Raw genomic sequence first — 12,582 nt, forward strand, 5'->3', positions numbered from 1 at the left:
CCAGATCGCCCAGGTTGCGGCGTACTCGTTCGGCGACATCGACGGATTGATTGTCATCGGCTATGCCGATCGTGTGCAATCGCAGCTTCTGAGGGACAATTCCGCCTATGCCGCAAATGTATGCGCGAGCGGGGGTCTGCGCGTCGGCGCCGTCGGACCCGCGGGTTACGCTCCCTTCGGAGCACCGGAAGGAGCTGCGGCCGCCTTATTCAACAGCGCTGAACCAGCCGTGCAGAGTGCGGCATTGCAGTTGCTGACTATTGATCCGTGTGGTGACACAGCATCGTTCGCTCCGGCTGTGGCCGTCAACTTGGTGAATGTTCCATCGATCACGGTTCCGGTCCTGATTATCGCCGGAGGAAGCGACGCTTTATTCCCGGTGCCGGCCGGTCCTGATCAAGCGTCCCTCTTCACCGGCGCCGCAAGCGTTGACCAGGTTACGTTGCCCACCGTCGCGCACGCGATCACNGCGCCTACGCGCCTTCGGCTCTGCGACCGCTCAACGACTGGCTGCACAAAGTATTCCGCGAATAGCCACGCCAACGCCGGGAGCCTGCCTAAGAATGGTGGCGCAGGCTCCCCTCGCCTTCTGCGGCAGAACGAGCAACTCGCAGGGTGATGATCTGGAAGGCGCGCAGCACCAATTGACCACCAGCATCGGTTCTCGACTGCACTGCTACAGGGGCGACAGTTCGTTCGAGCAGATCAGTCTCGACGATTTCTGAGACAGTGAAGCCGAAGCTGACGGTGCCCGTGGAGCGCGAACCGCTCGCCTCGTACAGTCGCACGATAAGGTCACCGGAACGGTCTTCGGCCAGTTTTACGGCTTCGACCACGATCGATGGGCACTCGCTCACGACTACGGGCGTTACGGCCGCGCCGACCACGTCGCGCAGCGGCAGGTTGATCCGGTAGCCCTGCGCCGCTGCTCCGAGCACGTCTGGCGTCAGACTGATCGAGGTGCGAAGCGTGTGCACTCCTTGATCCGCATCCGGGTCAGGGAACGTCGGCGCACGCAGCAGTGACTCCCGCACAATCGTGGTCGTCCCTCCCCCGACTCGAGTAGCGCGGCTGATGTCATGTCCATAGGTTGAGTTGTTGGCAATCGCAATCCCGAAGCCCGGCTCCCCGACGAAAACCCACCGGTGTGCGCAGGTCTCGAAACGAGCAGCATCCCAGGACGTGTTGACGTGGGTCGGCCGATAAATGTGGCCAAACTGTATTTCTGACGCAGCGCGGTCAGCGTGCACGTCGAGCGCAAAAGCCAACTTCAACAACTTTTGACGCTCATGCCAGTCAACCGTCGTCACGATGTCCAGGCTCGGCTGGTCACCGAGTACGGTCAGATCCTGCTGAACGGATGATCCCCTGAAGCGCCGCGTCACGCGCACCGTGACCAGCCCTGCACTCTGCACGAGCACCTTGACTTCTTCTGCTTCCAGAAGTTCCACGCCGTTCCGGTCGTAGTGCTCGTCGATGTCCCACGCGTCCCACTGCGTCGGGGTATCCCGAAAAAGTTGGAGCACATTGCCCGCTTGCCCCGCGGGCACGGCTTCTCTTCCGCTCACGCGGTCTACCAAGGAAATGAGGAGCCCGCGTGCATCGATAGATGCCCGCACGACGTCGTTCTCGAGCACGAACCCCCCATCGGCCTGATGCAGACGCACGGCTCCGGTTGGTATCCGCGGCGCAGCAGACAGGGCAGGCACTCCCGCTACCGGGAACGGTGACGCATTGAAGCTCACCGGCGTCGCATCCGTTTGCGCCGAGGAAGCGAGCGCCGCCACGGATGTCGCGATCAGGTCTTCGAGATCGATTCGCACGGTCTCGTAGGCCGCTTCAGCAACCTGATGCACCCACGCGATAGAGCTTCCGGGCAGAATGTCATGAAATTGATTGAGCAACACAACCTGCCAGGCGGCAGCCAGTCGTTCGTAGGGATAGTCAGTGCCAGCATAAAAGTACGCCGTTGATGCCCAGAGCTCGGCCTCTCGAAGCAGATGCTCGCTGCGACGGTTTCCAGATTTGGTCCTGGACTGCGACGTGTAGGTGCCCCGGTGAAATTCTAGGTAGAGCTCCCCCGACCACACGGGCGGGTTGGCATACGTCGCCTCCGCCTCCTCGAAGAACGCCCGCGGGCTGGCCATACGCACGGTCGGTGAACCCTCGAGAGAACGCGTGCGCTCCGCCGCCGCGAGCATCTCCCGATTGGGCCCACCGCCACCGTCTCCAAAACCGAACGGCACCAGCGACACGTTTGACGCACCCTTCTCGGAGTATTGGCGTTGAGCCCGGGCCAATTCTTCCCCCGATAACTGCGAGTTATAGGTATCTACCGGCGGAAAGTGGGTGAAGACCTGGGTGCCGTCAATTCCCTCCCAAGAAAAGGTGTGGTGAGGCATGGTGTTGGTTTCGTTCCAACTGATTTTTTGGGTGAGGAAGTACTTCGATCCCGCCGCGGTCACGATTTGCGGGAATGCCGCCGTGTATCCAAACGAGTCCGGCAGCCAGATCTCGAGGGGTTCGATGCCGAACTCCTGCATGAAGAACGCCTTGCCCGCGAGCAGCTGCCGAGCCAGCGACTCCCCGCTGGGCATGTTGGTGTCGGATTCGACCCACATACCGCCCACCGGAACGAAACGGCCCTCGAGTGCGCGCGTACGGATGCGTTCAAACAGTTCCGGATAGTGCTGCTTCATCCATGAATACTGTTGCGCCGACGAACAGGCGAAGATGAAGTCGGGATCTTCATCCATCAGGTGCAATACGTTTGAAAACGTGCGCGCACACTTGCGAATGGTTTCACGCACCGGCCAGAGCCAGGCCGAGTCGATGTGGGCGTGACCGACAGCGATGACTCGGTGGGCGCTGGCGTAGGCGGGCTGCGCCAGAAGGGGCGCCAGTAAAGCGCGGCCACGGGATGCCGTGCCACTCACATCCTCGGGGTCCATGTGGTCGGTCATCTTCTCCAGCGCCCGAAGAATCTCAGCGGTACGCGGTAGGTCAGGGCTCAGCTGTTCCATGAGTCCAAACAGTGTCCACACATCCCGGTCCAGTTTCCACACTTGGATGTCGAGCAAAGCAACGTCCATGCGGCGCAGGCGGTAGATCGGTTCGATACCCGCCGTAGCCTTGTCACCCATGAGTGTCGGCTGAAAGCCCCAGTCACTTCCCACGTCGGGGTTGGACGCAGCTTCAATGTAGATATCGACCGACTCTCCCGGCTGAGCGATCAGCGGCACATAGTTATTGAACGGCTCCACCGCTTTCACGATTTGTCCCTGCGCGGTGAAGACCAGACCTTCCGCCTGGAACCCGGCCTGACCAGACAGAAAACCGAGGTCCACGATGACTTCCGTGCGCGTGTGGAGGTCGTGAAACCGAGACCAGTCGGAGGGAACCAAACCTGTGATGTGGAACCACGTCGTGCCCCAGGGCTTGCCCCAATGCTGGCCGATGCTGAACGGGGTGAAATCCTGACCTTGCGCCTCAGAAAACGGCACGGGTTCGTCGGGCACTTCCCACGCGCTAATGGTCAGCGGTGACGAAATCCGGTACAGCGACGGGGTGATCCGCTCGCTGACGAAACGACGGATGCGGGCGCGAATGAGGGCGGAATTGTCGTGCACTTGGTGCTCCTTACGCTGGAAGGGTCAGCCCTTGACGGCACCGGCCATGGCCGAGGATCCGCCGAGAACACGCGACACGAAGACGTAGAGCGTGATGACTGGGAGGGAGTAAAGAAGCGAGAACGCCGCGAGCTGCCCGTAGGCGACTGAGCCGTACTGTCCGAAAAAAGAGAAAATGCTCACTGCCGCTGGGAGTTTGTCCGGCGAGAGAAGAAGAACGAATGGTACGAAGAAGTTTCCCCACGCTCCGATGAACACGAAGATGAAAACCACGGCCAGACCAGGACGCATCAGAGGGATGACGATGCGGGTGAGGGTCGCCAGCATCGAGGCGCCGTCCATCCAGGCCGCCTCTTCAATACTGATAGGCACGCTGTCCATGAAGTTTTTGGTCATGTAGATTGCGATTGGAAGGCTCGTTGCGGCCAGGAAGAGTGTCGTACCGGCCAGCGAGTCAATAAGGTTGAATGCCACAAAAAGGGCGTAGACGGGCACCATCATCGCCGTGATCGGTAGGCACGTCCCAAAGAGCACGCCATAAAGAAATGGCTTATTCACCCGCATCGTGTAGCGAGAGAGTGGGTAGGCGGCCAGAACGGCAACGACGACGGTGATGACGGCGCATCCACCAGCCAGGATCAGACTGTTGAAAAGCGGTGTGAACGCGGTTTCGCGTGTCATGACATCGCCGAAGTTCTGCAACGAAAAGGTCTCGGGAAGTTTGATAGACAGCGTTGCCCTGGTGTCGAACGAAGCCAGCAGCAACCAGATCAGCGGCAGGGCAAACGCCAGCGTCACGAGAAGCAGCACTGCGTTTGACGCCGTCTTCATGGCTCGGCGACTCGGCGAGGTCATCCCCACGTCAATCCACCTCCGGCTTGAGTGCCCGGATATAAGCGATCGAGAAGAGGGCACCAACGACCAACATGACCGTGGCGATTGCCGTACCAAAGCCGAGCTGACCGAATTGGAATGCTTCCTGGTATGCGAGAACTGGAAGAGTAGAACTGTCGGTTCCGGGGCCGCCGCCAGTCATCACGAAAATCAGGGTAAACACCGACAGAGTCTGCAAAGTAGTGAGCATGAGGTTGGTTGAAATACTGCGCCGAATCATTGGAATGGTGATGAACAGCAGGCGCTGCCATCCGCGGGCACCGTCGACCTCGGCGGACTCGGTGATCTCCGTCGGGACGTCTTGCAAGGCGGCCGCGTAGATGAGCATCGAGAAGGCGGTTCCGCGCCAGATGTTGGCCAAGATCACCGACAGTAGCGGCAGGGCATACAGCCAATTCGGCCCTTCGATCTCCACGGCGGCCAGCATTTTGTTGAGAGTGCCGGTGTCATTGAAAAAGGCATATGCGGCGAATGCCGCGACGATCTCCGGCAGCACCCAGGCCGTCACGACGAAGGTCCCGACAAGGGAACGAGCCATCCGGTTGGACGATCGCATGAGGATCGCGAGCACCAGTCCCAGGATGTTTTGGCCCACGACTGCCGAGGCGATCAGGAACACCAGAGTGAGCATGACCGACTTGGGAAAATCGGGGTCGGCAAACAGTGCTGCGTAGTTGTCGAAGCCGACGAAGCTTGAATTTCGGGCCGTTGCGCCTGAAAGCGACGCGTTGGTGAGCGAGCCGTAAAAGGAGCTAATGACCGGCCCGAGCAGAAAGATCGTCAGCAAAATCATGGCCGGCAGCAACGGAATGCTGCGAATGACTGCGCGACGTGTGGCGGACCGTGGGCGGCCCGGCCGACGCGCTCCACTTCGGCCGTGCCGTTCCTCGGTTCGCGCCGGTGCAGGCGCAGGCATGGTTATTTCACACTCGTCGTGCCGTCTTCGCCGACGATCCCGATCACTGCTTCATCGTAGGCGGCGGCCGCTTCCTCAGGGCTCTGTTGACCGGTCATCACGGATTCCATGGCGACCGTGATTGCACTCGAGATCTGCGCATAGTCACTCGTTGCCGGGCGAAAGTGAGTAAATTCTACGATCTCTGAGAAGAAGCCAAAAGTCGGGTTGGCCGCCTGATAATTCGCATCCTCAGAGACATCACTACGAACGGCTATCTGGCTCGCGGCGACGTCGTAGGACTGCGAGTTGTCTTTGTTCAGGGCGAGCGCAATGAAGTCCCACGCGGCATCCTTATTCTGGGCCCCCGAACCCATGGCCAGCGTCCACCCACCCGACATACTCGTCGCACCCGGGGCGCCTCCAGTTTGAGTCGGCATCGCGGCCTGGCCCATCACGTCATTCCATTCGGGCCAGGGGGCGGTACCCGCTTCGAGCCATGTTCCGCTGAGCCACGAGCCGTCGACCCCCATCGCGAGTTTCCCTTGCGGCAACCACTCTCCCGAAACCAGGTTGCCCACGTTCTTGTCAAGCGCCTGCTCGGGGGTTGGTCCCAGATCGCCTTGGTAGAGGTCTTCAATGAAGCCCAGCGAGTCAACAAACCCGTCGGAACCGGTTATCCACTTCTGGCTGTCGGCGTCATAAAGGGAATCGGCCGTTCCATAGAGCAGCATCTCGAAACCCTGCATGCTTGCCGCTTCGCCCTGAGCCTTGCCCGAGTAGACATTCAACGGAATAACGTCGGGAAGCTCGGCCTTGATCGTGGTTGCAGCGTCAAGAAGGTCCTCCCACGTGTTTGGAGCGAACGGAACCTCCAGTCCCGCCTGCGCGAAAAGGTCCTTGTTATACCAAATCGCCCGAGTGTCAGTGCCCATCGGGATGCCGTAGGTCAGGCCGTCACTACCGAGTCCGGCGCGCTTGGCATTGTCGTAGAAGTTGCCCCAGTCGCTCCATCCGTCGGTGTACTCGTCCAACGGCGCCAAATAACCAGCATCGCTATCGGACTGGACGCGGAACGTGTCCTCGTACATGACGTCGGGAGCTGTAGCGGACGATTGGTTCATCAGAGCGAGCTTGGTTGCGTAGTCGTTTTCCTGAGCCTCGATGGGTACGAGTTCTACGGTCAAGCCTTCGTTCTCTGCCTCGAAGGCTTCTTTCATCGCCTTCATGTGGTTGTCCACTTGGATGAACGCCCCGAACTTTTGGTAGGCCACCTTGATTGTGGTCGATTCCGAGGCTGTCTCGCCACCGCCCGCTGAACAGCCGGACAAGACGAGTGCTGCCATGGCCGCGAGTGCGGCGGCGGAAACGCGTGACTTTTTCATGAATCGCCTGAGTCCCTGACGCTGATGTCCTCGGCGTCATTGCCGGTGATTCTGCGTATTGCATAAGTACAACGGATGGACTAATTACTGTCAAGAGTCATTCAAGAAATGTGACAGGACTGAGATCTTCGAAATGAAGGCTAGGAAATGTACAACGTCGACGACCGCGGGGTGAGTGTAGCGTCCAGCACCAGGCACGCCGCGCCAATCGCAGCCACGTCTTCACCGATTTCGGAGGTGGTGACAGTCACGGGTCTCGTCGTGACCAGGGCTGCGGATTCGTTGATGAGCTGCGGCAGTCGCGCGAGCATGAACCGAGACACAGCTGCCCAATAAGGCCCCCCACAGACAATGAGGTTGAGGTCGAGAAGATTCACCACGGTCACAATGGCTGCGGCCAGATGCCGCGCGACATCGTCGAGGAGACCTATTGCCGCCGAATCATCGGCGTCGGCAAGTAATGCGAGTCGGGTGAAGCAAGCGTCGATGGCGGTGTTATCCAACAGCTCAGGATTCGTGGCGACGAGCCCGCGAGCAATGGCAATCTTCACAATGGCTTCGGGGCTAATCGCGTCACCGAGGCAACCAGTGCGACCACAACGACACATCGGGCCGCTGGCATCGACCATGAGGTGGCCGACATCACCGGCATTATTGGTCGGTCCCCTGAGGGCTTCACCGCTGAAAACTAGGCCAGTACCCACGCCGGTACCGTAATAAAAAAACAGGAAGTCATCGCGCTCGAGTTCACGTTTCTTCCAGACCTCGGCCACAGCCGCAGCAGTGACATCTTTCTCGAGGAGAACAAAGAAGCCGGTAGCCTTTTCCAGCTCGCGCCGCAGGGCAACTCCGTGCCAATTAGCTAGAAGAGGCGGATCCAGCACAATTCCGCGATCGACATCGATGGGTCCCGGGGAGGCGATACCGACGCCGAGAACGCGACTTCGATCGACGCCGGAAGAAACAATGAGTGCTTCGATGCAGTCACGCATGGCCGCGATCCCGGCGTCGGGGTTCACCGCCGACGGGGTGCGCGCGACGCGATGGGTGAGTACCTCGCCGTCGATATTCAACAAGACATACGTGATGACTGCCGGGTCGATGTGCACGCCGATCGCGAAATGTCCCGCAGGGTCAAGCTGCAAGATTGTGCGCGGCTTACCAACGCCCAGGTTCTGAATGCCGGCCTCTCGAATGATGCCTGAATTGAGCAGCCGACGAGAGACGTTGGAGACGGTCTGAGCGCTCAACCCGGTTTTTGCCGCTATCTCGACGCGGCTGAGTCCGTCGGAGGCACGCCGGATGGTGTCGAAAACCACCGTCTGGTTAAATCCGCCCAGCGCGTGAAGGTTTGACCCCCTTCGCATGCCCGCTCCTCGCAGTCGCGCGCTTGTGGCTCCCGACAGGATTAAGTATGACGCGCTCGCCCTCCAACTTTCAAACTGCGGCTGCCTGAGCACTTTTTCAGGTCGGCACCGCTGGGATGAAGGCAGTTTCTGAGGGTCGTTGCAACGCCGGGTGGTCTATTCAGTGGTCAGCAGCTTAGCGAAGCATTCGGCGAGGGTGTCCCCGTCGAGGGTTTTGCGGGGGCGTTCGTTGAGCTCGTGTGCTGCCGTGCGGGGGTTGTCGCCCCCGTGGGAGAGTCGGCGCACGTGATCGAACCGTAACGTCTTGCTGCGCCCATCGGGGGATGGCCGTGCAAGACTGGAAAGGCACTTTGGCCTATGGCTCAGCCCGCGACCCCCTCCAGCTCCGCATCGGCGCCTCCAGTTCTGCCCGTGCCGGTGGCGGTAAATCAGTGTGTGATCGAAGCGAAGGGGATTTGATGTGTGGGATTTTTTAGGGGATCAGTATGAGCAGATCCTGTTCAGCAGCTGGCAGCACTTTAGTCTCGTCGTGCAGTGCCTGATCCTGGCGACAGTCCTCGCCGTCGTGCTGGCCGCCGTCGTCTACCGCAGTTCCGCGCTCACCGGGATCGCCAACTCGGTGTCGGCCATCGGCTTGACTATCCCGTCGTTTGCGTTGATCGGGCTTCTCATCGCGCCGCTCGGATTCGGCGTCGTTCCGGCCGTCATTGTCGTGGCGTTCTTCGCCACTCTGCCCATTCTGCGCAACGCGGTCGTGGGATTGGCGGGTATCGCACCGTCGATCGTGGAATCCGCCCGCGGCATCGGCATGAGCCGGTTCCGCACGCTCCTGCAGGTGGAACTGCCAATGGCGTGGCCAATCATCCTCACCGGCATTCGAGTATCCGCTCAAATGGTCATGGGAATCGCTGCGATCGCTGCATATTCCCTCGGCCCGGGCCTCGGCGGATTCATCTTCTCCGGCCTCTCCCGACTCGGCGGTGCCAACTCCCTCGAGTCGGTGCTGACGGGCGTCATCGGCGTTGTCGTGCTCGCCCTTATTCTTGATCTCCTTCTCGTCGGCCTGGGCCGCCTGACCACACCCCGAGGTATCCGTGTCTGAACTCATTACATCCAACAGCGGCGAATCCATGAGCACCGAAGGTTCCACCACCCCGACCGGCATCACCGGTGCGAACATCTTGCTGGACCACGTCACCAAGCGTTTCCCCGGCCAGGCGCGCCCCGCCGTCGACGGTCTCACCATGGAGATCCCGGCCGGAAAGATCGTCATGCTCGTCGGCCCCTCGGGCTGCGGCAAGACCACCACCCTCAAGATGATCAACCGACTCATTGAACCCTCCGAAGGCCGCATCGTCGTCGACGGTGACGATGTCACCAATATGAACGGCGATACCCTCCGCCGAGGCATCGGCTATGTCATTCAGGCCGGGGGGCTTTTCCCCCATATGACGGTGGCCACCAACATCGGCCTCGTGCCGAAAATGCTCGGCTGGGACAAGGCCCGCATCACGGCCCGCGTCGACGAACTCCTCGAGCTCGTCTCCCTCGACCCGGCGCTCTACCGAAATCGGTACCCCAAGGAACTTTCCGGCGGTCAGCAGCAACGCGTCGGGGTGGCGCGTGCCCTCGCGGCCGACCCGCCCGTGCTGCTCATGGACGAGCCGTTCGGCGCCGTCGACCCGATCACCCGCCTACGCCTGCAGGACGAACTGCTCAACATCCAGGAAGAACTGCAGAAGACCATCGTCTGCGTCACGCACGACTTCGACGAAGCCGTCAAGCTCGGCGACTGGATCGCCATCTTCAACGAGGGCGCCCAGCTCGAACAGTACGACACCCCAGAACGCATTCTCGGCGACCCGGCCAACGAGTTCGTCGAAAACTTCATCGGGTCCGGCGCCGGCCTCAAACAGCTCACCCTGACCCGGGTGGCAGAGGTCGGGTTCGGCGACGCCGTCGTGGGTAGCCCCGGCGAACGGGCAGCGGATGTCCTGGCCCGCCTCATCGACGCCGGCCACGGTCACGCGGTCATCGTCGATGAGCGTCACCGTCCCATCCAGTGGCTCTCCCGGCGCAAGCTCGGCCGCCTCGAGGTCATCAGCAACGTTCCCGACCCGAAACTTCCGGTCGTCGGCTATCGTGCCACGCTCAATGACGCACTCGACACCATGCTCGTCTCCAGCGCCGGGGCTGCGCTCGTCACCGGCCGCCGCGACATGTTCAAGGGCGTCATCGACGTACAGACCGTCATGGATGCCATCACCCGGTCGCAGACCGCTGCCGCACTCGAGTCGGACCAAGCGCCCGTCGGACTGAACACCGGCGTGTTCCAAGCGCAGGCGCCTGCCGCCGAACTGAATGAGACCGAGAGCGATGGCGCCGACGCGCGGGCCAATCAATGAGTACCCGCGCCTTGACTACAGAAGCCAGCATTGTCGGCGGCGACTCCGCCGTCGAAACACCCGGCGACCCGGCCTCGCGGGCCGTACCGGTCAGTCAGGCTCGTGCGGGCTGGCAATCCTGGCGGGGACTGGCCTACCAGCTGGCCGGCATCCTGCTCGCGTTCGCCGCGCTCGTCATCTGGCTGCTGACGGCCAACCTCTCAGCGATCGAACTCACCACCCTCGCCCCGGACGCGCTCTGGGTTTACACCGTGGAGCACATCCAACTCACCCTCCTCGCCGCCGCGATCGTATTGGTCATCGCAATTCCTTTGGGAATCGCCCTGACCCGACGCCCCCTGCGGTTCTTGACCGCTCCGGTGCTCGCGATCGCCAACATCGGGCAGGCCGCCCCCGCGATCGGCGTCGTCGTACTCCTCGCATTCTGGGTCGGCTTCGGCTTTTGGGCGGCGACGCTGAGCCTCGTGCTCTACGCGGTGCTCCCGGTGCTGCGAAACACCATGGTGGGCCTGCAGCAGGTCGACGCCCGCCTCATCGAAGCCGGACGCGGCATGGGCATGAGTTCCACAGCCGTGCTCTTTCGCGTGGAACTACCTCTCGCCGTGCCGGTCATGCTGTCGGGCGTGCGTACCGCCCTCGTGCTCCTGGTCGGCACCGCAGCCCTCGCTACGTTCGTCAACGGCGGCGGACTCGGCATCCTCATCACCACCGGCGTCAATCTCAGCCTCACCCCCGTGCTCGTCACCGGAGCCCTGCTCGTGGCTTTACTGGCCCTCCTCATCGACTGGATCGGCCGCGTGGTAGAACACGTCGCCCGCCCGAAGGGACTCTAGATGCACCGCCCCGCTTTTCACACCCGTCGCAGACACCTCGGCCACTGGGGCCTGACAGTGAGTGTGCTCGCCGTGACTGCCCTCGCCCTAACCGGCTGCGGTCTGCAGCCGGCGACCTCATACGTTCCCGCCGTCGGACCCGGTTCGATCACCCCGCTCGACGGCGCCGAGGGCGTCAACCTCACAGTCACGTCCAAAAACTATACCGAGCAGCTACTGCTCGGCAAGATCGCGGTGCTCGCCGGGACCGCCGCAGGATTCGACGTCACGGACCTCAGCAATGTGCCCGGCAGCCAGCCCGCCCGCGAACTCATTCTTTCGGGCCAGGCCGACGTGCTCTGGGAATACACCGGCACCGCGTGGCTGACCTATCTTGGCCAGACCGAGGTGATCACCGACCAGAACGAAATGTGGCAAGCCGTGCACGACATCGACCTCACCAATGGGGTCACCTGGGGCGCGCCGGCACCGATGAACAACACCTACGCCCTGGCGGTACGCAGTGAAGCGATCGCCGAACTCGGCGGCATCACCGCCATGTCCGAACTCGCCGCACTGCCCGTCGCGGACCGAACCTTCTGCGTTGAAGCCGAATTCAACTCCCGACCGGACGGCATGAACCCCATGCTCGCCCACTACGGGCTGGAACGTGGCGCCGCCGACAGCGTGCCCGACAGCAACATCGGCGTCTACGACACCGGTGCGATCTACAGCGCGACCAACGACGGGGCCTGCAACTTCGGTGAAGTCTTTACAACCGACGGTCGCATCGACGCGCTCGACCTCACCGTCCTGACCGATGACCTCGCATTTTTTCCGGCATACAACGTGGCACCGATTTTCTATACCGAAACGCTCAAGGCGCACCCCGGCCTGGAAAAGATCTTCGCCGCGATATCACCCAAACTCACCGACGAGGTTCTGCGCGGCATGAACCGTCAAGTTGACGTCGACGGTGCCGAACCCGCCGATGTGGCCTACGCCTGGATGATCGACGAAGGTTTCATCACTGACCCGGCCGCCTAGCGGAAGCTTCCTGGCTAGCTTTGATCACAGTTCTTCTTCGGGCCCCACTGGCCGAGGTTGAAAATCTCGGCCAGCCGGTCCTCCGTTGGGGAGGTTGCGCTGAAGGCGCGGCCCGGGCAGTCATCGGGGTAGGGGCAGTGGCAGGTAC

The 12,582-nt window shown here is 61.6% G+C and carries 9 protein-coding genes; 4 read left to right on the forward strand and 5 right to left on the reverse strand.

The window, feature by feature from the left end; genetic code table 11:
- Positions 1–557: 557 nt before the first annotated feature.
- The 5 genes from E3T38_RS05595 to E3T38_RS05615 form a co-directional block, all read right to left on the reverse strand.
- On the reverse strand, positions 558–3,629 hold the full coding sequence (locus E3T38_RS05595) for a glycoside hydrolase family 38 C-terminal domain-containing protein (RefSeq protein WP_134546947.1): 3,072 nt from the start codon (positions 3,627–3,629) through the stop codon (positions 558–560).
- Between the two features lie 24 nt (positions 3,630–3,653).
- Positions 3,654–4,484 carry a carbohydrate ABC transporter permease gene (locus tag E3T38_RS05600; RefSeq protein ID WP_134546949.1) on the reverse strand — a complete coding sequence of 277 codons (831 nt, stop codon included), beginning with the start codon at positions 4,482–4,484 and terminating at the stop codon, positions 3,654–3,656.
- A 7-nt stretch (positions 4,485–4,491) separates the two neighbouring features.
- Positions 4,492–5,439: a carbohydrate ABC transporter permease gene (locus E3T38_RS05605; protein WP_134546951.1), complete on the reverse strand. Its 948-nt coding sequence runs from the start codon at positions 5,437–5,439 to the stop codon at positions 4,492–4,494.
- A 2-nt stretch (positions 5,440–5,441) separates the two neighbouring features.
- Positions 5,442–6,803, reverse strand: a complete 1,362-nt coding sequence (locus E3T38_RS05610; protein ID WP_134546953.1) for an extracellular solute-binding protein — start codon at positions 6,801–6,803, stop codon at positions 5,442–5,444.
- A 140-nt stretch (positions 6,804–6,943) separates the two neighbouring features.
- Complete coding sequence (locus E3T38_RS05615) at positions 6,944–8,122, reverse strand: ROK family protein (RefSeq protein WP_241984317.1); 1,179 nt, start codon at positions 8,120–8,122, stop codon at positions 6,944–6,946.
- A gap of 508 nt (positions 8,123–8,630) precedes the next feature.
- Between E3T38_RS05615 and E3T38_RS05620 the strand changes: the two genes are divergently transcribed.
- From E3T38_RS05620 to E3T38_RS05635, 4 genes are all read left to right on the forward strand, one after another.
- Positions 8,631–9,272 carry an ABC transporter permease gene (locus E3T38_RS05620; RefSeq protein ID WP_134546956.1) on the forward strand — a complete coding sequence of 214 codons (642 nt, stop codon included), beginning with the start codon at positions 8,631–8,633 and terminating at the stop codon, positions 9,270–9,272.
- Between the two features lie 28 nt (positions 9,273–9,300).
- Positions 9,301–10,575, forward strand: coding sequence for an ATP-binding cassette domain-containing protein (locus E3T38_RS05625; RefSeq protein WP_134547050.1), 1,275 nt, complete (start codon positions 9,301–9,303; stop codon positions 10,573–10,575).
- Positions 10,576–10,703: 128 nt separating this feature from the next.
- Positions 10,704–11,408 (forward strand): ABC transporter permease, encoded by a 705-nt coding sequence (locus tag E3T38_RS05630; RefSeq protein WP_370448995.1) that lies wholly within the window; start codon positions 10,704–10,706, stop codon positions 11,406–11,408.
- The gene (locus E3T38_RS05635) at positions 11,409–12,434 is read left to right on the forward strand and encodes a glycine betaine ABC transporter substrate-binding protein (RefSeq protein ID WP_134546960.1); all 1,026 of its coding nucleotides are present in this window, start codon (positions 11,409–11,411) and stop codon (positions 12,432–12,434) included.
- Positions 12,435–12,582: the final 148 nt, after the last annotated feature.

This window comes from Cryobacterium sp. Hb1, assembly GCF_004403585.1.
GTDB classification, from domain to species: Bacteria; Actinomycetota; Actinomycetes; order Actinomycetales; family Microbacteriaceae; genus Cryobacterium; species Cryobacterium lyxosi.